The organism is Agrobacterium sp. (assembly GCF_059499945.1).
On record NZ_JCABZP010000014.1, the window covers coordinates 1,123,560 to 1,145,515 of the forward strand.

23 protein-coding genes and 1 tRNA gene are annotated in these 21,956 nt (G+C 58.8%); 7 read left to right on the forward strand and 17 right to left on the reverse strand.

Going from position 1 to position 21,956, the window contains the following annotated elements; translation table 11 throughout:
- Positions 1 to 101: 101 nt before the first annotated feature.
- The 3 genes from AC5I5B_RS17265 to AC5I5B_RS17275 all read right to left on the reverse strand — a co-directional run bounded on the left by AC5I5B_RS17265 (position 102) and on the right by AC5I5B_RS17275 (position 1,008).
- A complete protein-coding gene (locus AC5I5B_RS17265; RefSeq protein WP_111834302.1) occupies positions 102 to 305 on the reverse strand; it encodes a hypothetical protein in 204 nt (67 codons plus the stop codon).
- Positions 306 to 531: 226 nt separating this feature from the next.
- Entirely contained in the window at positions 532 to 792 is a 261-nt protein-coding gene (locus tag AC5I5B_RS17270) for a hypothetical protein (protein ID WP_020012294.1), read from the reverse strand.
- Positions 793 to 931: 139 nt separating this feature from the next.
- Positions 932 to 1,008, reverse strand: a tRNA-Pro gene (locus AC5I5B_RS17275).
- Between the two features lie 229 nt (positions 1,009 to 1,237).
- On the opposite strand from AC5I5B_RS17275, the gene AC5I5B_RS17280 reads away from it, so the two are divergent.
- Entirely contained in the window at positions 1,238 to 1,774 is a 537-nt protein-coding gene (locus AC5I5B_RS17280; protein ID WP_003502301.1) for a DUF1269 domain-containing protein, read from the forward strand.
- A gap of 71 nt (positions 1,775 to 1,845) precedes the next feature.
- On the opposite strand, the gene AC5I5B_RS17285 is transcribed toward AC5I5B_RS17280, so the two are convergent.
- The 6 genes from AC5I5B_RS17285 to uppC form a co-directional block, all read right to left on the reverse strand.
- Positions 1,846 to 2,490, reverse strand: coding sequence for a hypothetical protein (locus AC5I5B_RS17285; protein ID WP_099085481.1), 645 nt, complete (start codon positions 2,488 to 2,490; stop codon positions 1,846 to 1,848).
- 172 nt (positions 2,491 to 2,662) lie between these two features.
- Positions 2,663 to 2,812 (reverse strand): hypothetical protein, encoded by a 150-nt coding sequence (locus AC5I5B_RS17290; protein WP_003496532.1) that lies wholly within the window; start codon positions 2,810 to 2,812, stop codon positions 2,663 to 2,665.
- 78 nt (positions 2,813 to 2,890) lie between these two features.
- Complete coding sequence (gene uppF / locus AC5I5B_RS17295; protein ID WP_080866082.1) at positions 2,891 to 4,132, reverse strand: polysaccharide biosynthesis O-antigen ligase family protein UppF; 1,242 nt, start codon at positions 4,130 to 4,132, stop codon at positions 2,891 to 2,893.
- Positions 4,129 to 5,682 carry a polysaccharide biosynthesis glycosyltransferase UppE gene (gene uppE, locus AC5I5B_RS17300; protein WP_031233998.1) on the reverse strand — a complete coding sequence of 518 codons (1,554 nt, stop codon included), beginning with the start codon at positions 5,680 to 5,682 and terminating at the stop codon, positions 4,129 to 4,131. Before uppE ends, uppF begins: the two co-directional genes overlap by 4 nt.
- 220 nt (positions 5,683 to 5,902) lie before the next feature.
- On the reverse strand, positions 5,903 to 7,045 hold the full coding sequence (gene uppD, locus AC5I5B_RS17305) for a polysaccharide biosynthesis type 4 glycosyltransferase UppD (protein ID WP_065694935.1): 1,143 nt from the start codon (positions 7,043 to 7,045) through the stop codon (positions 5,903 to 5,905).
- 16 nt (positions 7,046 to 7,061) lie between these two features.
- On the reverse strand, positions 7,062 to 7,634 hold the full coding sequence (gene uppC / locus AC5I5B_RS17310; RefSeq protein ID WP_003502309.1) for a polysaccharide export protein UppC: 573 nt from the start codon (positions 7,632 to 7,634) through the stop codon (positions 7,062 to 7,064).
- 210 nt (positions 7,635 to 7,844) lie between these two features.
- Here uppC and uppB point away from each other — a divergent pair, with 210 nt between their 5' ends.
- Positions 7,845 to 10,112 carry a polysaccharide biosynthesis protein UppB gene (uppB, locus tag AC5I5B_RS17315; RefSeq protein WP_111792354.1) on the forward strand — a complete coding sequence of 756 codons (2,268 nt, stop codon included), beginning with the start codon at positions 7,845 to 7,847 and terminating at the stop codon, positions 10,110 to 10,112.
- A 7-nt stretch (positions 10,113 to 10,119) separates the two neighbouring features.
- On the opposite strand, the gene uppA is transcribed toward uppB, so the two are convergent.
- A complete protein-coding gene (gene uppA / locus AC5I5B_RS17320) occupies positions 10,120 to 11,346 on the reverse strand; it encodes a polysaccharide biosynthesis GNAT family N-acetyltransferase UppA (RefSeq protein WP_111834303.1) in 1,227 nt (408 codons plus the stop codon).
- A 97-nt stretch (positions 11,347 to 11,443) separates the two neighbouring features.
- Positions 11,444 to 11,656 (reverse strand): DUF2842 domain-containing protein, encoded by a 213-nt coding sequence (locus AC5I5B_RS17325; RefSeq protein WP_003502315.1) that lies wholly within the window; start codon positions 11,654 to 11,656, stop codon positions 11,444 to 11,446.
- Between the two features lie 142 nt (positions 11,657 to 11,798).
- On the opposite strand from AC5I5B_RS17325, the gene AC5I5B_RS17330 reads away from it, so the two are divergent.
- Positions 11,799 to 12,902, forward strand: coding sequence for a COX15/CtaA family protein (locus AC5I5B_RS17330; protein ID WP_035212501.1), 1,104 nt, complete (start codon positions 11,799 to 11,801; stop codon positions 12,900 to 12,902).
- A gap of 105 nt (positions 12,903 to 13,007) precedes the next feature.
- Here AC5I5B_RS17330 and AC5I5B_RS17335 read toward each other — a convergent pair whose 3' ends face one another.
- From AC5I5B_RS17335 to AC5I5B_RS17360, 6 genes are all read right to left on the reverse strand, one after another.
- On the reverse strand, positions 13,008 to 13,853 hold the full coding sequence (locus tag AC5I5B_RS17335) for an aminoglycoside phosphotransferase family protein (RefSeq protein WP_112958568.1): 846 nt from the start codon (positions 13,851 to 13,853) through the stop codon (positions 13,008 to 13,010).
- A gap of 7 nt (positions 13,854 to 13,860) precedes the next feature.
- Positions 13,861 to 14,793, reverse strand: a complete 933-nt coding sequence (gene argC / locus AC5I5B_RS17340) for an N-acetyl-gamma-glutamyl-phosphate reductase (RefSeq protein WP_003502330.1) — start codon at positions 14,791 to 14,793, stop codon at positions 13,861 to 13,863.
- A gap of 70 nt (positions 14,794 to 14,863) precedes the next feature.
- A complete protein-coding gene (gene speB / locus AC5I5B_RS17345) occupies positions 14,864 to 15,817 on the reverse strand; it encodes an agmatinase (RefSeq protein ID WP_020810818.1) in 954 nt (317 codons plus the stop codon).
- Positions 15,818 to 15,946: 129 nt separating this feature from the next.
- The gene (gene rpsI / locus AC5I5B_RS17350) at positions 15,947 to 16,414 is read right to left on the reverse strand and encodes a 30S ribosomal protein S9 (protein WP_003496509.1); all 468 of its coding nucleotides are present in this window, start codon (positions 16,412 to 16,414) and stop codon (positions 15,947 to 15,949) included.
- Positions 16,415 to 16,416: 2 nt separating this feature from the next.
- On the reverse strand, positions 16,417 to 16,881 hold the full coding sequence (gene rplM / locus AC5I5B_RS17355; protein ID WP_003502335.1) for a 50S ribosomal protein L13: 465 nt from the start codon (positions 16,879 to 16,881) through the stop codon (positions 16,417 to 16,419).
- A 252-nt stretch (positions 16,882 to 17,133) separates the two neighbouring features.
- Entirely contained in the window at positions 17,134 to 17,970 is an 837-nt protein-coding gene (locus AC5I5B_RS17360; RefSeq protein ID WP_060724089.1) for an EamA family transporter, read from the reverse strand.
- A gap of 895 nt (positions 17,971 to 18,865) precedes the next feature.
- Here AC5I5B_RS17360 and AC5I5B_RS17365 point away from each other — a divergent pair.
- From AC5I5B_RS17365 to AC5I5B_RS17380, 4 genes are all read left to right on the forward strand, one after another.
- Positions 18,866 to 19,300, forward strand: a complete 435-nt coding sequence (locus tag AC5I5B_RS17365) for a CoA-binding protein (RefSeq protein WP_175280564.1) — start codon at positions 18,866 to 18,868, stop codon at positions 19,298 to 19,300.
- Between the two features lie 73 nt (positions 19,301 to 19,373).
- Positions 19,374 to 20,657 (forward strand): O-acetylhomoserine aminocarboxypropyltransferase, encoded by a 1,284-nt coding sequence (locus AC5I5B_RS17370; RefSeq protein ID WP_003502341.1) that lies wholly within the window; start codon positions 19,374 to 19,376, stop codon positions 20,655 to 20,657.
- A gap of 269 nt (positions 20,658 to 20,926) precedes the next feature.
- Positions 20,927 to 21,439 carry a hypothetical protein gene (locus AC5I5B_RS17375; RefSeq protein WP_087743804.1) on the forward strand — a complete coding sequence of 171 codons (513 nt, stop codon included), beginning with the start codon at positions 20,927 to 20,929 and terminating at the stop codon, positions 21,437 to 21,439.
- Between the two features lie 168 nt (positions 21,440 to 21,607).
- Positions 21,608 to 21,949, forward strand: coding sequence for a cupin domain-containing protein (locus AC5I5B_RS17380; protein WP_003502345.1), 342 nt, complete (start codon positions 21,608 to 21,610; stop codon positions 21,947 to 21,949).
- Positions 21,950 to 21,956 lie beyond the last annotated feature (7 nt).

The window sequence follows — 21,956 nt, forward strand, 5'->3', positions numbered from 1 at the left end:
CCCGGCAGCCGACATGGCGAGGGATTTTTGTCTAAGGCTCAATTGACTATCTGGCTTGCCGGCATGCGTCATCGCGCCCAAAGACTGTGGCGGAGACGATTCTAATCCCGCCTCGCGTCGGGCTTCCAACCGCGCGTATATCCATTTCCCATGATGGCGACCGCAAGGGAAAGCTGTTCCTGCAAATGCTCGATTTCGCCGAGAAGCGCTTTGACAGCCGCCTTCGCATCGCCGTCATGACACTGGATGACATATCCCGCTATGTCGTCGGGCCGTGTAGGGGTGATTTTTTCAGCGTCGGGCATAGTGGATGACCTCTCTTTTGTTCACTAAATGTTCTAATTTTAGCGGAGAGTCAACAAGGCAATGCGCGCCGTCCTTCGATGGCGAGCGGCTTTACACTTGAGCCTGTATTCTCGGAAATTTAACCGGAGGACGCTCTCAATCAAAAATGGCGGATCAAGAAGAGAATGGTCGGAGCACGGGATTCCGGCCCACAACCCCGACGACTTGGTGCCGTGGAATCAAACGTTAATGAACCGACGGATCCTCGCCATCCAGGAAGCTGCGAATCCCATCCTTCTCACAAGTGGCCAGGAATTCTTCCCAGGCGTCTTTGTCGGTAGCGAAAGGTTCGTCCCAGGTGGTGACATCGTCATGCTCGCTGATAACCTCGAGCGTCCAATCCTGCTGGGTGCCAGCCGGCCGGTAGATATCAACAAGGACAGTGATGCCCTCGTCTTCAAACTCGCCCGAGAATTCTGAGTGTTCTATTTTCGGTTTTTTTGCCATCTCAGCACACTTCGTTCTCAAGGCTTGGATAAATGCACACCCGAACAGGGTCTTTTAAACTCGCGCATAGCGCTCATTACTAGAGAGCTAAAACAAATATAGCCAGCTCTGGGGGAACTGGCTATCTATCTGATTTTAATGGTCGGAGCGGCGGGATTCGAACCCACGACCCCTTGACCCCCAGTCAAGTGCGCTACCGGGCTGCGCTACGCTCCGAACCTGAAAGCCGTTTATATATAAGCCTGTTAGGGTGCAAGCGGAAAATGGTCTTTTCATAAAAAAAGGAACAAAGGGTGTGGACGGCAGGAAGGGGCCGGGGCAGGGTGATGCTTTCCGGCATGGGCGACCGTCAAACGCGTGACACATCCTCTTTCCATCATTGCCGGAACAAGCTGCGTTCTTCGGCGTTCAATCGCAGCGGAATTGAAACTCAGGGAGACGAACTATGTCCGAACTCGTCGTTGTTGGTTTTGACGGAACGGAAGTGGCCGACAGGGTGCTTCTGAAGCTTGCAGGCCTGAAAAAGGAATATCTGGTTGATCTGGAAGATGCCGTGGTCGTCGTTCGCGATGAAGACGGCAAGGTGCATCTGAAGCAGAGCGTCAATCTGACGGCAATCGGCGCAAGCTCCGGTTTCCTGTCTGGCGGTCTGTGGGGCGGCCTTGTCGGCCTGCTGTTCCTCAATCCGCTGGCGGGATTTGCCATCGGCGGCGCGATTGGTGCCGGCACGGGCGCCCTTGCGGGTTCGCTGACGGATTTCGGTATCGACGATGATTTCATCAAATCACTCGGCGAGACCATTCCCAATGGTTCTTCGGCGCTATTCGTGCTGATCCGCAAGGTGCAGCCGGAAAAGGTGCTGGCAGAATTCGAAGGCCTGCGCGGGCGGGTCATCAAGACCTCGCTGTCGCCGGCGCAGGAAGCGCAGCTGCAAAAGGCGCTCTCTGGTGGAACCGAACCGGCCACCGCGCCTGCCGTCTGAGCAGACGAAAAAGCGACGCTGCGGCATGTTCCATGTCGCAGCGATCCGTTCAGTCCTCGGGAAATCTGGCTTTATACGGTCAGGGTGCCGTTTTTCGCCTGTGGCCAGGTGAGATAATAATAACGGCTGCCGACGCTGCCGAAAAACGCGTTGTCGCCGGAAACAGTGTCGACATAGGCGCCGGTCTCGCTTCTGGCATAAGCCGAGCCGTCGCGTTTGAGATGGTCTTTCAGAAAGTCGCTCCATCCCGTCGTGGTGATCTCCGTCGTCGGCTTGGAGGTGGTTTTTGTATCGGAGGCCACGTCCCACGCCTTGATTTGGGCGCCCTCGGCGGGATCGGAGACCGTCAGCGTGCCTGTTGTCAAAGCCTCCAGCATGGCCTTGGCCTGCGAAGCCTTGTCCGGGTCCCTGGTCAGTTCTTCCAGCATCTCCTTCAGCTCCTTCATGAAATCGGCCTTGCTAATATCGCCGGAAGAAAGCTGCGTATCGGTATCGTCGGTCTGCGTGTCTTCGCTCGAGGTCTGGGAATATTGCGCCAGAAGCTGGGTGAGGCGCGTATTGGTGGAAGAAGATGAGGTGTCGAGCCCGTAGGAATCGATGAGAGCCGCCCGCGTCGAGGAGGATGTGGCAGGGGAATTGTCTTCCTGCTCCTTGATGGCCTTGAGGGCGAGCCTGGTGGCGGTGAGGCGTGTGGACAGGTCGATGGAGGAGACCATTGCGCTAGCTGTTTCCTTGATCGGGCGATACGGATCATTCGTACCGAACCGGCGCAGCGGGCATCGATCCCGCCTTTCGTCCTCTCTCATAAGAAGACCGGGTACATCCCGGCCGTGTTCGGCGTGGGATGCACCCGGTCTTAATGGCCGGACTTTGCGCGACGCTTGCGGATCAATTCTCCTGAACGGAAACGCCGTTCGGGCCGATATTCATCTCGATCCCCTTCGGCTTGCTTTCCTCGTGCCAGACATAAGCCCCAAGGCCAACAAGGACCACCAGGAGTGCGCCGATGATGAGATAGAGATTATTGGTCTGCGTCATAAGATGTCTCCCCGTTTGACAGTCAGAATCGGGGGCTAAACGCATGAAATGGCGTAAGGTTCCGTAAGGTGAAGCGTTTTAGGCGGCCCGCGCGCGGCGGCGCAGGCTTTCGCGCTTCTCAAGCGCCATGCATCCCCACAATATGCCCAGCAGCAGGAAGAAATGCCGCCAGTGGTCGGTATCAATGACGGCGCCGATCATTACGTGTCCGACGAAGGTCACCCAGGAAATGATCAGGAACGGCTGCCACGGGCGTGGCCGCAGCAGATGCCTGAAACCTGCGGCAATGGTCCAGCAGATCAGGACCAGATAGATGACGAAACCGAACCAGCCATGCGTGGTCAGGCTCTTCAGCCAGATATTATGTTCGGCGGCGGGGAAGATATTGTCGAACACCATGGGGCCGATGCCGAGCGGGTGTTCCATGGCGAGCAGGAAGCCGAGATAGTGGCGTGCAAAACGCCCGAGATGGCCGCCATCATAAGATTGCACCGCCGAAGCGCGGCTGGAGAATAGATCCGCCACCTGCTTGAACTGCAGCGCGATGATGACCGCCGCAACCATCAGCCCGGCGGCGACGAGAAACAGCACGAGGATTTTCAGACGAAACGCAGCCGTCCGTTCCTTCAGCAGCATGACGAAGACGAGGAGGATGGTGGCGAACAGAAACAGGCCCCAGGCCGCGCGCGAGAACGACAGGAACACGCCAAGCGACAGGATGAGCAGCCCGGCGATCCGCCAGGGCGCATGCATCGCCTTGCCGGTGAGAAGGCCGTAGATCAGGTAAAGCGACGGTGTCACCAGAAAGGGACCGAAGACGTTCGGGTCCTGAAAAGCGCCTTTTGCGCGGTCGTAAAGAGTGAAGACCTCAAAACCCGGGATGGCGTGGAAATATCCGATGATGCCGAGCAGCGCTGTGATCAGCGCTGCCGTAAGCCAGGCTCGGAAAATCAAAAGCAGCCGCTGGTACTTGTCCTCCACGATCGCCGCATAAAAAACCGAGGTCAGCGCCAGGAAGGTCGAGACGGCGAGATAGAGCGGTCCCTCATCCAGATCGGCCATGGTGGTGAGCGAAAGATAACCGCCGACATTAAAGGCAAGCAGCAGGCACAGAAGCAGGACGACGGTGCGCGAAAGGCGAAGGCCAAGCAGGAACCACACGGCCACCTGTCCCACCATCATCAATTCATAAGGGGCCGGTTCGGAGATGACGAAGCCGGAAAGGAACACGCCGAAGGCGATGAAGAACGATCCGATGAGCCGCATGGTGGCCAACGGTGCGTCGAAATTCGCCGCGTGCTGGTAACCGGTGTGGGTCAATAGGCGTTTTCCGATTTGAGCAGCCGTATCGGCGTGAGGAACAGGATCTTCAGATCGAGGAACAGTGACCAGTTCTCGATGTAATAGAGATCATATTCGGTGCGGAACTTGATCTTGTCGCCGTGGTCGATCTCGCCGCGCCAGCCGTTGATCTGCGCCCAGCCGGTAACGCCGGGCTTCACCTTGTGGCGCGCGAAATAATGCTCCACCACCTCGGTATATTTCAGATCGCCCGTCTGGGCATGAACGGCGTGCGGGCGCGGCCCAACGAGCGAAAGATCGCCATAGAGAACGTTGAAGAGCTGCGGCAGCTCGTCCATCGAGGATTTGCGCAGGAAGCGGCCGACCGGTGTGACGCGGGGGTCGTTCTTCGTCACGGCTTTTTTGGCGGTCGGATCGCTGAGTTCCGTATACATGGAACGGAACTTCCAGACATTGATCGTTTCATTGTTGAAGCCGTGGCGCTTCTGCTTGAAGAGAACAGGGCCTTTCGAGGTCGTTTTCACCGCAATTCCCGCCCCCAGCATCACCGGCCACAAAATGGCGATACCGATGAGGCTGAAAGTAATGTCGAACACCCGTTTCGCCACCGAATCCCAGTCACGGATCGGCTTGTCGAACACATCGAGCATCGGCACCTTGCCCACATGGGAATAGGCGCGGGGACGGAAACGCAATTTATTGGCATGCGCCGCGATGCGGATATCGACTGGCAGTATCCAGAGCTTGTGCAGGAGCTGGAGAATGCGCGCCTCGGCACTGAGCGGCAGGGCGATGATCAGCATGTCAAGCTTCGTCAGACGGGCAAACTCCACCAGTTCAGCAAAGGTGCCAAGTTTGGGATAACCGGCGACAACTTCGGGAGAGCGGGCGCTTTTCCGGTCGTCAAAGATACCGCAGATGCGGATATCGTTATCGGATTGCTGCTCCAGCGAGCGGATAAGGTCCTTAGCGGTATCGCCACCGCCGACGATGACGGCGCGGCGCTCCATGACGCCGTTGCGGCCCCAGTGGCGAATGGCAAAACCGAGGATCAGTCGACCGGCGAAGATCGCGATCGCACCCGTTGCGTACCAGATGCCGAAGGCTTGCCAGGAGTGCAGCGCATCGGGAAAGAAGAGGAGAAGGAAACAGCCAATTCCCACGAAGGAGAGACAGACGGCGCCCTGAATGCGGGCGAACATCTTCAGCGGCGTGCGCAGTGTCGGAAGCTGATAACAATCACCCGCCTGCAGAAGAAAGACGCAGAGCGCCGCCCCCAGCACGCCGCCGCCGAAAACCGCCAGAAATGTTTCGAGACCGCGATCGGCCGCGATGCCGTTGACGATGGCGGCGATGACCACGAGCATCGTAAATTCGAGAAGCCGCAATTGCCCGATCACCATATTGGGCGAATGATTGCCGGCGCGAAGCTGGTTGGCGATCTGCCGAGCAAGCGGATTGAGAACGACGGGTTCGGATGCGGAGGATTCTCCGGTTTGACGCTCGGAGATTTTCTTGCGCAATGACGCCAGATCGAATTGCAGTCTGTCCTTGTCAGTCTTGGTCATTGCTTTGGTCCGCACCCTCCAGCGCATCGACCTGAAAACCGCACAGATTTTCAACCGGAACGATACGCAACCTCAAAGTGGTAGAGCGCCCTTTGTGCATCCGGGTGGATGGCCGCGCTCTACGAGCAGAAAACTAGCCGAAACATGCTAAGAAACGTTTATGATCAGTTTCTACAGGACGGCTGGAATATACAATTAAAAATCGTGTTTTTAAATAACTTTAGCTCGTCAGCAGGTCGCGATAGAGCTTCATCATCTCATCGGCCATAACAGGGGTTGAAAATTTCGCCTTGAAGCTGTCGGGGTGCGGCATGACCCGCTGCGCCCAGTCGGCATCCTCGGCATCCTTGACCATGATCCGCGCCAGCGCATCGGCATCGCCCGCCGGGACGAGCGCCTCGCTGTCTTCTCCGAGGATTTCGGGAATGCCGCCGACATGCGAGGCAATGACCGTCTTTCCCGCCGCAAGCGCTTCCAGCACGATATAGGGCATGGCTTCGGCGCGCGAAGGCACCACCACCGTCGTCGCCAGTTCGAAAGCCTGTCTGGCGGGCATGGCCGCATGCATGGAAATCCGCCGGGAAAGCCCGGCCTTGTCGATCATCGCGGCATATTTGTCCCTGTCCGGTCCATCGCCGACGATCACGCCGGACATGGGCTGGCCGAGGCTGCGTTCCATTTTCGCGAATGCCCTGATGAAGACATCCGGTCCCTTGAGATCACGGAGCATGCCGATGTAGAGGAAACGGGCCGTATCATCGCGGGCGGGGACGGTTTCGAACTCGCTTTCCTGCACGCCGTTATAAATCATCGCGGTGTGGGTGCGCGGCTTGCCGACCTTGGCTTCGTAAGTCGTCTGCTCGAAATTGCAGACGAAACAGAGCGCATCGGTGAAATGCTCCTGAAACCGCTCCAGCCGCAGGAAGAGCTGCCCCTTCAGGCTGTTTCTGGCATAATGCAGGCTGCCGCCATGCGGGGAATAGAGGCGGGCTACGCGATACCTGTTCGCCCGCAGGAGTGAGCCGATCAGCCGGGCAAGAGCGCCACCCTTGGCGCTGTGCCCGTGCAGAATGTCCGGCCGCAAACTTTTGATGTGCTTGTAGGATTTCCACAGCGCCATGAGGTCGCCGGGGCTGATGGACCGCCGGATGGGCAGGCGGGTGAGGCCAAGTTCCAGCATCGGGGTGATCTGTGCGAAAAGCCGTTCCTCATGCGCACCGCCGGTGGAACTGTCGCAGACGATGCCAACCTTGTGGCCCTGTTTGACATGTTCCTCGATAAGGTCACGTACATGGCGGAAAACGCCGCCCACCGGGGAGCGGAAGCAGTGAATGATGCGCAGGGGTGGGCCGTCATCCGACACGTTCGCCGCTCCGTTTTCAGAAGAAGCGTTCGCGTACATAGACGGTGTCACCCGCCAGAATGGGGGCGGTAATCCCGATCCGGCCGGTCATCACCTCGGCATTGATCTTGCGGGTGATGTCGACATCGGCCTGGTTGGCGCGCGGGGTGAAGCCGCCGGCAATGGCGATGGCGTTCTGGACCGTCATACCAGGCACATAGGAATATTGGCCGGGACGGCCAACTTCGCCCATGATGAAGACCGGACGATAACGGTCGATCTCGATCGTCACATCGGGATCGCGCAGATAGCCCTGGCGCAGCTTGGCGGCAATGGCCGCTTCGAGCTGCGGCAGCGTCTTGCCGCGGGCAGGAACCTGGCCGACGAGCGGGAAGGCGACATAGCCGGCCTGATCGACCGTATAGGTATTGGTCAGTCCGGCCTGCTCGAACACGTTGATGCGCAGCCTGTCGCCGCTATCGACATGATAGGGTTGCAGGGCAGCCTCATTGAAGGACCTCGGCGCGGGTTGATATGCCGCGCAGCCGGAAAGGGCCGTCAGAACGGCAAGCGTCAGTGCGGTGACATGTCGTGATCCGGCGAGCGGCATCTGATCTGGCTCCGAGTCGATCTTTGATCATTCTTATCGTTCTGTTAGGGTTAATGTGCGGTAAACAACCCGGGCGAGCGATGGTAATATCAGCTTTATTTCGTCGGATTCTCCGGGATTAACTGTTGTGTTACCGGCAAGACTTAAGCTTCGCGAAAATTGGCCATCTATATTTGAGCGCCCGAGGTTTGTCTCGGTTACGGAGCCTGCATGAACGGCGATCGCATTGACGACAGGGATGTGGATATCGATCTTGCGCAGCTTGTCGCAGCCATATGGCAGCGCAAGGGACGGATCGCGGCGATCACGCTTCTGGCCGGAGGCTCCGCCTTCGTGATATCAAGCATGATGTCGCCTGCCTACAAGGGCGAGGCGCGCGTGCTCATCGAATCCCGCACCGCCTCCTTCGGCGCTTCGCAGCAGTCCAATGCGCCCGCCGAGCCCGTGCTCGATGAATTGACCGTTTCCAGCCAGGTGCAGATCCTGCAGTCGGTCGATCTCATCAAGCAGGTCGCCAAAGACATGAAGCTCTACGAGCTGGATGAATTCGATCCTGAAGCCCATCCTTCGCTCATTTCGCAGCTGCTGGTCGCCGTCGGCGTCAAGAAGGACCCGCTTCAGGTGCTGCCCGAAGAACGGGTGCTGAAGGCCTTCCGGGAGAAGCTGCAGGTCTATCAGGTCGAAAGCTCGCGCGTCATCACCGTCGAGTTCTCCTCGCAGGACCCCAAGCTTGCCGCCGCCATCCCCAATGAGATGATGAAGGCCTATATCGCCCTGCAGAGCGGCGCGAAACTGGATACAAGCACGGAAGCGGCGCGCTGGCTGGAACCGGAAATCGCCAGTCTGCGCGAAAAGGTGCGCGACGCCGACAGGAAGGTCGCAGATTACCGCGCTTCGTCCGATCTTCTCTCGGCGGGGCAGGGCGAAACCCTCGCCACCCGCCAGCTCAGCGATATCTCCACCGAACTTGGCCGTATCCGCGGAGAGCGCGCCAATGCGGAGGCGCGGGCGGAAGGCGTGCGCAACGCGCTTGCTACCGGCCGTCCGCTTGATACTTTCCCCGATGTCGTCGGTTCCCCGACGATCCAGAGGCTGAAGGAAAACGAAACCACGATCCGCAGCCAGATTTCCGATCTCTCGTCTTCAATGCTGGAAGGCCATCCGCGCATCCGGGCGCTGCGCAACCAGCTCGACGGCATACAGCGGCAGATTCAGGAGGAAACCCGCAAGGTGCTGGCAAGTCTCGAAAACGAGGCCAATGTTTCGCGTCTGCGGGAACGGCAGCTGATCCAGCAACTGAACATGCTGAAATCGGAAAGCGTGCGTGCGGGTGAACAGCAGGTCGGCCTCAACGATCTGGAGCGGGAAGCTTCGGCGCAGAGGCAACTTCTGGAAACCTATCTTGCTCGTTATCGGGAAGCGACGTCGCGCGCCGGCTCGGTGGATTCCACGCCGGCCGATGCTCGTGTCATTTCGACGGCGGTGGAGCCGCGCGAACCCTATTTCCCGAAGACCGGCGCCATTACCATCGTCGTTACTCTGGCGGCCTTTCTGCTGTCCTGCATCGTGGTCATGCTGGTGGAGCTTTTCACCGGCCGGGCCTTGAAGCCGATGGGCCGGAAGCAGGTTCCGCCGCTCTCCGATCCGCCTTCCCCTTCGCGTGCTCCAGCCGATCCGGACAAGGCAACGGATATGCCGGAACAGCCTGTTGCCGTGCATCATGAGAGCATACCGTCTGCTGCGCGGGCCATGCCGGTTGCGGCATACCAGCCCGCTGCCGAAAAGGAGCAACGGCACCTGCCGGCTGTAGCCGCTACCGCCACGCTGGCCCCGCCGGTGGAAGCTGTCGCGGCTGCGAAGGAAGAGGCAGTGGAAGAGGACGTCGACACTTCTGACGATTTCTCGATCGATGCTGTCGCAGGTTTCCTGGCCAGCCGTCTTGCCAAACCGGTTGCCGCCATTGTATCTCCAGCCGGTGATAGCGGTTCGACAACGACCGTCATGCTGGCGCGCGCTTTGTCCGAGATGGGCCGTTCGGTCGTTCTCGTTGACATGACGGCGTCTGCCTGTCCGACGCGGCTGATGGCGCCGGAAGCCGGGCTTCCCGGTGTCATGGACCTTCTGGCGGGTGCGGCCGCCTTCGGTGAAACCATTCACAGTGACCGCCTGTCCGACGCCCATATCGTGCCGCGCGGCAATGCGCAGCCGCGCGAGGCCATGCGCGCGATAGATCGCCTGACGATGATCCTCGGCGCGCTCTCCGACGCCTATGATACGGTTCTCGTCGAATGCGGCGCGGTGCAGATTTCGAGCCTTGGGAAAATGCTGCGCAACCTGCCGGCGGAAATCATCGTCTCGGTGCCCGGCAAGGATAGCGAATTGCTGGAAAAGACGCTCGGTGAACTGGTTGCCCAAGGCTATGAACAGGCATTGCCGATGACCGGTATGCGCAAGCCGGACCGTCTGAGCGCGGCGTGATCTGCGCTCAGTCGGCAGCGATGTCCGTCTTCGGCCGTCCGGCACGAAAACGCTGAATCAACGCATAAAGCGCCGGATTGGATTTGATCAGGCTCTTCGTCCGGGCAATGGCGACATAGACCGAGGCCGCTGCGCGACCCTTCAATGTCACCGGTAGGAATATATCGTGCTGCACGGTAAAAAGCGGGCACCAGCTGCGCTTATAGAGCTGGTCGCCGACGCCGAAATCGAAGATCGCCGCCTTCTCGCGACACGCCCTTTCGATCATCAGCCAGAACAGCAATTCGCCGGGGCTGAGTTCCGAAACGGACTCGTCAATCGAGCCGAACTGGCAGATGATGTGATCCTGCTTGCGCGAAAGGCCGGCTATCGCGGCAATGACGCCCTCGTTTTCCCCATGCAGGCGAATGGCATGCAGTTCCAGCAGGCTGCCTGTGCCCGTCTCGGGAAAATTGGCGAGATCGTAGAAGAAATCCTTCACCGATTGATTGCGAAAGACATCCGGAATGCCCTGCGAGGCGAAACGGGCGGCCTTCTGGCGGAAAAACGCCTGCAACAATTCGCATCTTTCCTGTGGCGAACGCGCGATCACATGGCTGTAACCGCCCATTTCCTCGGCCCTTCGGCTCTGGATGCGGAATTTCTTCCGTCGCCTCTTGGCATTGACCTGCCGAAGCGTGGCCTCGAAGCTCTCGAGCAGGGGAAGCTGGAAGGCCGGATTCTGGTTTTCGACGGAAGCAAGATGCGAGAGGGGATTGGTCCTGCCGCGCCACGTCAGCGGTATGTTCTGCAAAGCCAGAATATCGGCCCGACCATGCAGCAGCTTCCGCGCCTCGCGGGCAATTGCCGCCGCGATTTCCTGTCCGGCCTGTTCGGCAAAGGCGGGGTCGAAAAGCCCCGTATTGATATTGTTGAAACGGCCGCCGGGAAAACGTGCCTTGCGGATGCCGCCTTCCAGCACGATTTCGAGCGGAAGCAGGAAGATCGTCTTGCCGCCCTGCCGGCCGCGAAGTGTCAGGAGCGCGCTGTCCTGCGTTTGCGCCCAGATGGAGCACCAGCCAAAACCCTGATGCAGCGAATTGAGCGGGTCGCCTTCCAGCTGCTCCCAGTCGGAGCGGATGGTTGCGGCGTCATCGACGAGATCGATCAACAGACGATCAGCACTCCGCCGCTCGTTTTGCACGGCGGTCGGCGCTTGCTTGTCGCTGATAAAGACCGGCTCCTCAGCCGCCATCCACTCTCTCCGGTTGTTTCGGTCGGACTATATCGTTCAGCGGCAAACAATCGGTTTATAATATTGCGACCTGTGGATGTTATACAACGGCTGGCGCTCAGCCCTGTTTTTTAGGTCCGGCCATCCATTTGATGATCAGCATCGCCGGCAAAATCCACAAAATTCCGGTGAACACGAAATAAGCGAGATGCACCCACCAGGGCGATTGCGCCAGAGTCGCCGATGCAATGGCCGTCGCCACCACGGCGTAAACGACGACGAGGCAGATGATGACGACGGTGCCGATGAGCGATCTGAGGCGAGGATGCATGAAATCTTCCGTGATTGAACAGCTGTTGCGACTATACCGCCGCGACCGCATGCCGCAAACCCTGAGGTCTTGTTTTGTGGTGCCGGTTGGGGCTAATCAACATGACTGTATGAGGGAGACCTGAAAGATGCGTTCGAGCGGCATGACGATGGCAAATGGTTCTGCGGAAATGGTGGTGGAGGCTGCCCTGCAGAAACAGGAGAAGGACCGCCGCCTGCTGCGCATCTGGCTGCGCGTCGTGCTTTTCACGCTCGTCTGTCTGGTCCTCGTCGGCGGCGCCACGCGGCTTACCGAATCCGGCCTGTCGATTACCGAATGGAAGCCGATCCATGGCGCCATCCCGCCGCTTTCCGTTGCTGAATGGGAAGAAGAGTTCCAGCTCTACAAGCGCATTCCCCAATATCAGGAAATCAACAAGGGCATGTCGCTTGACGAGTTCAAGACGATTTTCTGGTGGGAATGGGCGCATCGCCTGCTTGCCCGCACCATCGGCATCATCTTCGCACTGCCGCTCGCCTTCTTCTGGCTGACCGGCCGCATCGAAAAGCGTCTGCGCCTGCCGCTGGTCGGCCTTCTGGCGCTTGGCGGCTTTCAGGGCTTCATCGGCTGGTGGATGGTATCGTCAGGCCTCGTCAACCGCACGGATGTCTCGCAATATCGCCTTGCCACGCATCTGACCATCGCCTGCCTCATCTTCGCGGGCTGCATGTGGATATTGCGCGGCCTGTCGCATCATTCGCCCGACGCCGCCGACGAAAAGACGGGCAGGGGCTTTGCTGCGTTGCTGACGGTGCTCTGTCTGTTCCAGATCTATCTCGGCGCATTGGTTGCGGGGCTGAATGCCGGCCTTTCCTATAATACCTGGCCGCTGATGGACGGCTCGCTGGTGCCGGGCGATCTCTTCCTGCAACAGCCCTGGTGGATCAACCTCTTCGAAAACCCCAAGACGGTGCAGTTCATCCACCGCCTCGGCGCCTATACGCTGTTTGCCGCCACGCTGTGGCATATGGTGTCGATGGCGCGCGCGCTGCCGAATACGCCACACGCCCGCCGCGCCGTACTGTTCTTCGTGCTGGTTTCCATTCAGGCGGCGCTCGGCATCACCACGCTTTTGATGCATGTGGATATTCATGTTGCGCTTGCCCATCAGGGCATGGCGCTGATCGTGCTTGGTTTTTCCGTCGCCCACTGGCGCGGGTTCATCGGCGAATATCCTGCGCCGGTTTCGGTCGAAATCAGGGACTAGAGTATGCAGGTTCATTCTGAACCTGCATACTCTAGATTCTTTTGTTTTCGTTTGTCTTTTCGGGAAAACCGGGTTCCACTTTTCCCTGACAAACTCTGAGCCTGCTCAGAACTGTTTCAGGACGGCCTTGATGGTTGCCGCGACGGCGAGTTCGTTGTCGCGCTCTTCCGCATTATCGTCCTCTTCGTGCCACGTGGCCGAAAGGCAGCCATAGGCGAAGGCATATTGCAGCAACAGCCGTTCATCCCGTTGCAGCGTCTTCGCGAAAATCGCCGCCATGGAGGCGATGCGCGCCTCGCTACGGGTGAGGTCGAAACGGTCCAGCGGATTGGAGAACATGTTGGCGACGTCGAATGCCGCATCGCCGATCAGGCCTGACGGGTCGATGATGATCCAGCCGCGTTCGCTGCGCATGATGTTCTCATGGTGCAGATCGCCGTGCAGCGGCTTGATATCCCGCTGCTTGCCGATCAGTTCCTGCGCAAGCGTGGCCGCCTCGATATAGGGGCTTTCCACGCCGTCAGTGCGGCCCTGTTCGGCCTTGCGGAACAGGCTTTCGAAATAGAGCGGCAGCGTCAGCAGGCTTGAGGGCGGCGTCTGCTGCGATGGCTGATGATATTCCAGCAGAACGTTAGCGGCGATTTCCGTGGTGGCATCGTCGTCACCGTCGCGGAACAGCACGTCGCGCAGCGTCTCGGTTCCGGCATGCTCCATCAGCAGAATGTCGTCCGAGCGGTCGAGCAGCTCCACGCAGCCGACACCTGCGCGCCATGCGATGAAATCCGCACCGCGAAGGCTGTCTTTCAGCACTTTCTTTTTCAGGACCTTGGCAACGGCAAGGGAACCGTCCTTGCGCGTCAGTTCGTAAACGATGCCGGCTGGTGTATCGGCGATGCGTTTTGCGGCCTCGATATTCCACGAGGCCGGAAAAGATGGCGTGGTGCTGTTCATGCAAGTCTCATGCGGAAAGCATCAGTTCCATGTTCTGGACGGCCGCGCCAGACGCACCCTTTCCGAGATTGTCGAGCAGCGCGACGAGATTGATATGCTCGCCGCCCGGCGTGCCGAAAACGAAGAGCTTCATCGTGTCCTTGCCCGCCAGTTCTTCGGCGTCAATGCGCGCGAGGCCCTTGCTTTCGGCCAGCGGCACGACGCTGACGATGTCCTGTCCCGCGTAGTGGGCGCTCAGCGCCGCATGGATCGTTTCGATGGTCGCGCCTTCCTTCAGGTCAGCGGCAAACAGCGGCACCTGCACGATCATGCCCTGCGGGAAACGACCGACGGAGGGCGAAAACAGCGGTGCACGGTCGAGCTGACCGTGAATGGTCATCTCCGGCACATGCTTGTGCTTGAGCGTCAGGCCATAAAGGAAATTATTGGCGCTGATTGAGTCATCGCGGCTCTGGTCTTCCATCTGTGCGATCATCTGCTTGCCGCCGCCGGTGTAGCCGGAAACCGCATTGACGCTGACCGGATAACCGTCCGGCAGGAGGCCTGCGGCGCGCAGCGGGCGCAGAAGGGCGATCGCGCCGGTCGGGTAGCAGCCCGGATTGGCGACGAGGCGGGCGGAACGAACCTTTTCGCCCTGTTCCTTATCCATTTCGGCAAAGCCATAAGCCCAGTCCTGATGGACGCGATAGGCGGTCGAGGTATCGATGATACGGACATTATTGTTGCCGGCCACCATGGAGACGGCTTCTTTCGAGGCATCGTCGGGCAGGCAGAGGATCGAAATGTCGGCGTTGTTGAGCATGTCCTCGCGCATCGCCGCATTGCGGCGCTCGGCTTCGGGTATGGACAGCAGCTCGATATCGCGGCGACCGGCAAGGCGCGTGCGGATCTGCAGACCCGTGGTGCCGTGTTCGCCATCGATGAAGATCTTCGCTGTCATGTCCTTGTCCTGACTTTTCAAAGGGTTGCGAGGGTATTCGGAATCAGTTCGGTAAGCGCCGTTTTCTTTGTCAGCCAGCCTTCGCCAGCCGTTCGGCACGCAGGCCAAGCATATACATTGCAACGGTGGCTCCGGCAATGGCGGTAATATCAGCGTGGTCGTAAGCGGGGGCGACTTCCACGACATCGGAACCGCGAATATCCAGCTGGCCAAGCCCGCGCAGAACGGAGAGAATTTTCGCACTGGTCGGCCCGCCGGCGACAGGCGTGCCGGTTCCCGGCGCAAAGGCTGGATCGAGGCAATCGATATCGAAGGTCAGATAGGTGGGCATGCCGGCCGTGTGCTTGACGATCAGCGAGGCGATATCGCTCGCCCGCATTTCCTCCACCTCGTACCCATGGAGAATGCGAATGCCAAAATCGTCAGGCGCATGGGTGCGGATGCCGATCTGGATCGAACGGTCGGGATCGATCAGGCCATCGCGCACGGCGCGCGCCACGAAGGAGCCGTGGTCGATGCGCTTGCCGTCATCGAACCAGGTGTCCTGATGCGCATCGAACTGCACCAGCGCCAGCGGCCCGTGTTTGGCGACATGCGCCTTCAGGAGCGGCCAGGTAATGAAATGATCGCCGCCGAGCGTCAGCAGATAATCCGTCTTGGAGATGATCCGGCGCGCTTCCTTTTCGATCGTGTCAGGCGTTTTCCAGTGGTTGCCATAGTCGAGCAGACAGTCGCCGTAATCGATGGTGGGCATATGGGCGAAGAGATCGTGCGCGAAGGGATATTGCGGGTCGTTGTCGAAAATCGCCGAAGCCCGGCGGATCGCCTGCGGCCCGAAGCGCGCGCCCGGCCGGTTGGAGGTTGCTGCATCGAAGGGAATGCCCCAGATGGCAGTCGATACGCCCTTGAGGTTCTTGGTGTATTTGCGCCGCATGAAGGAGAGGACACCCGCATGGGTCGGGTCGGTGGCGGCAGATGTCAGCGTCGTGGCGGTAATGGCATGGTCGATTGTTTTGGCCGGCATATGTCACCCCATCGCGTTTTGCGCTGAAGGTGCTGTCTTCGCGCCGAAAAAACAAGGGAGCAGACATGAAAAAAGGCGGAGCCAAAGCCCCGCCTTTCGAAGTTCTGAGCGAACCGTTCCGAGAAGCGATTAGCGCTTGGAGAACTGGAACGAACGGCGGGCCTTGGCCTTACCGTACTTCTTACGCTCGACAACGCGGCTGTCGCGGGTCAGGAAGCCACCCTTCTTCAGAACGGAGCGCAGGCCCGGTTCGAAGTAGGTGAGCGCCTTGGAAACACCGTGACGTACGGCGCCGGCCTGGCCGGAAAGACCGCCGCCTGCAACCGTTGCAATGATGTCGAACTGGCCGGAGCGGGCAGCTGCGACCAGCGGCTGCTGGAGGATCATCTGCAGAACCGGACGTGCGAAATACGTGGTGAAATCGCGGCCGTTGATGATGATCTTGCCAGAACCGGCCTTCACCCATACGCGGGCTACAGCGTTCTTGCGCTTGCCGGTCGCGTAGGAGCGGCCGAGGGTATCAACCTTGCGGACGTGCACGGGAGCCGAAGCTTCCGATGCCGGGGCGAGGTCTTTCAGAGAGGAAAGATCGGCCATTATCAGGCGCTCCTTACGTTCTTCTTGTTAAGCGCGGCCACGTCGAGAACGGTGGGCTGCTGTGCTTCGTGCGGATGGTTCGAGCCGGCGTAAACGCGCAGGTTCTTCATCTGGCGACGGCCGAGCGGGCCGCGCGGGATCATGCGCTCGATGGCCTTTTCAACGACGCGCTCCGGGAAGCGGCCTTCGATGATCTGGCGAGCCGTACGCTCCTTGATGCCACCCGGGTGACCGGTGTGCCAGTAGTACTTCTTGTCGGAGTACTTGTTGCCGGTGAAGGCAACCTTTTCAGCGTTGATAACGATGACGTTGTCGCCATCATCAACGTGGGGGGTGTAGGTAGCCTTGTGCTTGCCGCGCAGGCGGGTTGCAACGATGGTGGCGAGGCGACCAACAACGAGGCCTTCGGCGTCGATGATGACCCACTTCTTCTCCACCTCAGCGGGCTTCTGAACGAAAGTAGACATAGATTTCACTTTCTAACGTGGACCCGTCATCCTCTTCATGAAAGAGCATACGGGCGTTTCTTGTTGCTTGGTTTGGTTGCCATCAAGGACAACCGCAAATGACCCTATTCCGGCTGGAATCCGATCTGGCGCGCTTATACGGTGCGCGAGCGAAAGCGTCAATATGACGGATTTTGGAGGTCGTAAAAATAATATAGTAAAAACAATGACTTGATAATGGGGTATTATTTTACCTCACCAAACAAACCCGTTTTACCCCAGTCGCATCACCAGAACGCCCGCTGCAATGATGCCTCCGGCAAGATAACGCCAGATGCTGGCGCGTTCTTTGAGGATCACCACGGAGATTACCAACGCGAAGAGAATGGAGGTTTCCCGCAGCGCCGCGACGACGGCGACGGGCGCCTTGGTCATGGCGTAAAGCGCAAGTCCGTAGGACAGAATGGAGCCGCCGCCGCCGATCAGGCCGCGCCACCAGTTGCGTCGGACATGCTGGACGACAGGGCCGACGCCGCGCTGGAAAAAGGCAAAACCGAAAAGCAGCACCGGCGGCAAAAGCGACATCCAGAGCGTATAGGAGATGGCGTTGCCGGAAAGTCTTGCGCCGACGCCGTCGACGAAGGTGTAGGACGCGATCACGAAGGCGTTGAGCAGCGCGACTAGAATAGCCTTTCCGCCGCCACGCCTTGCCTCGAATACGAGTGTCAGGATGCCGCCGGAGATGATCGCGATCCCGGCAAGGGCCAGCGGGCTCAAAACCTCGCTCAGGAACAGGCTGCTCGTCGCCGCGACGATCAAGGGAGCCACACCGCGCATGACGGGATAAACAAGGCCGATATCGCCGATCGTATAGGCGGCGGCGACAAGGCGGAAATAGGCGAATTGTAGAACGGCCGAAGCGATCAGGAAGGGAATGGCGACCGGTGCGGGGAAGGGCAGGAAAGGCAGAAACGGCAGTGAACAGGCCGCAGCTCCCGCCGCAATCAGTGAGGCGTCCAGTGATTTGTCGGATCCGGATTTGACCAGCGCATTCCATCCGGCATGCAGCATCGCGCCCAGGAGCACCAGAAGAAGAATGTCAAATGTCACAATAGAGACTCGCTCGCGGGCTACTTTGGGCAACCTACAGCATCGGCCTGAAAACCGGAATCGATTTTCGGTGAGGGCGACACGCCCCTGCGAATTGTTCGAGTGAGCGTTTTGCGCCGGTGGAACCACCCACAAACGACATGTGACTGCGGCTGATATTGCAACACGCGTAAAACTCTTGCTTTGTGCATGTCAGGCGCGCGCGGAATGATTTTGCTCCGGCGCGATATGGTATTCTGCTCAGGATTTCATCCGTCAGATGGTGGCATGAGCGCTGGGCGCACAGCTTGTGGTTTCGATTCGGAGCGTGTTTTGGCCCATAATACTACCTGTTTTGTCAAATAGCTCCGCTGGGCGCTTCGGTCGGAAGGTATATCAATTGGATGGGATGTACATGAAAAGAAATTTCATATCTGCTATGAACGGCTTGCTGTAACGTTGCAGGTTTGTTTGTAGATTGATTTACAGAATAACTTTCTGAAAATTAGATAACTCTAATTCACCTGCGAACGGAATGAAAACAAACAGGAGACGAAGGGCGCATAACTTGCACGCTAATGTTGTTTGAGCCGCTTTTGTGCCGGTTTGCGCCATTTTGAAAACTGGACAAAATTAGTCAATAGAACCGGGATTCTGGTATTTTGGTGAAATCATTTTGCGTGGACGAAAACGTGCCACTGCGCGACGATAGGTCTGTCGTGGCAGCGATTTTCGGCCGGGCAAGGGTTCAAGACAGCAGGGAAGCTTCCTAGATGGGAAGGGCAGGCGCATTCGGCAGTGTCAGGAATGCGTCGGTGGAATTATGCAGACGAGGCTATGCTCGCGCAGCTTTCAAATGGCGCATCTGCATTGGTATTCTTCAAACCATGTGACGTTCCAAGAGGGATAAGTTGACATGCAGCATGATAGTTACGAGCCCGACTACCTCAGAAAAATTCTGACTGACGTCAAAACCATCGCGCTGCTCGGCGCTTCGCCCAACCCGGACAGGCCGAGCCACGGCGTCATGCGCTTCCTGCTGTCCAAGGGTTACCGCGTGTTTCCGGTCAATCCCGGCCAGGCAGGCAAGGAGATATTGGGACAGAAGGTCTACGCCAGGCTCGCCGATGTTCCCGAGCCGGTGGACATGATCGATGTTTTCCGCGCGCCGGAATATTTATCGGCAATCGTCGAAGAGGCGATATTGCTGCCCGAGCGACCATCGGTGATCTGGGGCCAGCTTTCCGTTCGCGATGACAATGCCGCCGCCAAGGCGGAAGCCTATGGCATAGAGGTTGTGATGGACCGTTGCCCTGCAATTGAGTATCCGCGTCTCAATATTGTGCGATAGTTGGTACGGATCGGACTTATCATTTGGCGGCAAGGCATTATGATCCCTTCAAAATTCCATTGGAGGAAACATCATGCCGAGCAGCAATCCCGGGTTTTCAACGCTGGCCGTCCACGCGGGCGCACAACCTGATCCGACCACCGGCGCGCGTGCGACACCCATTTATCAGACGACGGCCTTTGCTTTCCGCGACGCCGATCACGCCGCCGCCCTGTTCGGATTGAAAGAGTTCGGCAATATCTACACGCGAATCATGAACCCCACCCAGGCTGTTCTGGAAGAGCGCGTGGCGGCGCTGGAAGGCGGCACGGCGGCGCTTGCCGTGGCGTCCGGCCATGCCGCGCAATTGCTGGTCTTCCATACGCTCCTGCAGCCCGGCGACAATTTCGTCGCCGCTCGTCAGCTTTATGGCGGCTCGATCAACCAGTTTGGTCACGCCTTCAAGGGCTTCGACTGGCAGGTGCGCTGGGCTGACGCCACCGATCCGGCCAGCTTCGAGGCGCAGATCGACGACCGCACACGCGCCGTCTTCATCGAAAGCCTTGCCAATCCCGGCGGTACTTTCGTGGATATAGCCGCGATTGCCGATGTCGCCCACCGGCACGGCCTGCCGCTGATCGTCGACAACACCATGGCGAGCCCCTATCTGCTGCGGCCGCTGGAACACGGCGCTGACATCGTGCTGCATTCGCTGACGAAATTCCTTGGCGGGCACGGCAATTCCATGGGCGGCATCATCGTTGACGGCGGGACCTTCGACTGGTCGGCGACGGATAGATATCCGGCGCTGTCGCAGCCCCGGCCGGAGTATTCCGGCGTCGTGCTGCACCAGACCTTCGGCAATTTCGCCTTCGCCATCGCTTGCCGCGTTCTGGGATTGCGTGACCTCGGACCGGCCATTTCGCCCTTCAACGCCTTCCTCATCCTGACGGGCATCGAGACACTGCCGCTGCGCGTTCAGCGCCATTCCGACAATGCGCTGGCCGTCGCGAAATGGCTGAAGGCGCATCCCAAAGTCAGCTGGGTGCATTATGCCGGGCTGGAGGACAGCGACAACTACGCCCTCCAGCAGCGATATTCGCCAAAGGGCGCAGGCTCCGTCTTCACTTTCGGCGTCAAGGGCGGTTATGCGGCCGGCAAGGCGCTGGTGGAAGGGCTGCAGCTCTTCTCCCATCTCGCCAATATCGGCGATACGCGCTCCCTCGTCATCCACCCGGCCTCCACCACCCATGCGCAATTGACACCGGAACAGCAGACGGCCGCCGGTGCAGGGCCGGATGTGGTTCGCCTGTCGATCGGCATCGAGGACGTCAAGGACATCATCGCCGATCTCGAACAATCGCTTGCCAAGCTGTGACGTGGTTGGTCACGCGAGTTTGGTACTCGCGTGACTCCCCTTCGAATTTCCTGCGGTGATATTCCCGTTCATTGCGCGGGTGAAATCAGCGGGAAACTGAGGTTGTCACTTCGGTTTGTGGATAAAACTTTGGTGTCAGTGCCGGAAGGCAGTTGGTGAGCCTGATGGACGATTGGCGCGCCGCTTCCGTTCATCGGTTACCATCTTACTCAAAGCATCGAATCTGCCTAGAACAGGCCCTTGCACTCCCATTGCGAAAGATAGGCCATATGAAAAACCGAACCGGAATGCTCCGCATCGTCACCCTTCTCCTTGCGATCGGGGTCGCAGGTATGGCTGATATACCTGTCGTCGCTTCGGTTTCGCCGGCAAAGGCGGAGGCGGAATATTTCCCGACTCAGAAGGATTTTGTCGGAAAGTGGAAACTCAGCGGTGCGACCAGCCGCCCGCCGCGCGATATGAAGACCGCGCCCACCTCGCAGCAGGAAGCGGATGCGACACTGTTCCAGGAGACGGTAACGACATTTTACTCGGCGTTCGACTATCTGGAGATCACGGCGGACGGTCGTTATAATTTCCATCAGGCCGGTGATCCCGCGGGTTCATGCGTCTGGTGCGGAACATGGTCTTTCAACAAGAGTTCGCTTTGGCTGAAGCTGGATACGGCGCCCAGGCTCGATATTTATGCGAAGGACGGCGATATACAGATGACCTACACCGCCGAACCCGACAAGAAGTCGAAATATACCTGGCTGGTTTTTGGCTGGACGAGGATGGAGTGAACCGCATCTTCTCCCGCTGCAAGGCCGCGACGGGAAACGGGGCAACGAGCAAGCGTTCGCTGCCCATGAAATCAATTTTAAGTTGTATTTGAAGTTGAAGACGTTTGACGAAGCGCTCACAAATGAGCAAAGCTATTTTACCAACCACATTTGATGGATCTGGATGTCATGGCGAATTTTCTGTCCTTTGATGATGTTACCGAGGTGGAGCATGGCGCGCCTGCGCCGGAAAGGCTGATCTCCGGCGATCCGAGATTCACCACATGGAATATCGAGGAGGCTCCCGGCGGCATCTATGCCGGCATCTGGCAGTCCACCCCCGGCAAATGGCGGGTTGTTTATGACGAGTGGGAATATTTCAACATTCTCGAAGGCCATTCCATCCTGACCGAAGATGGCGGTGCGCCACGCGATCTGAAACCCGGTGACCGCGTTATCCTGCGTCCGGGCTTTGCCGGCACGTGGGAGGTCGTGGAAACGACGCGCAAAGACTACGTCATCCGGCTCTGAGGCCGGA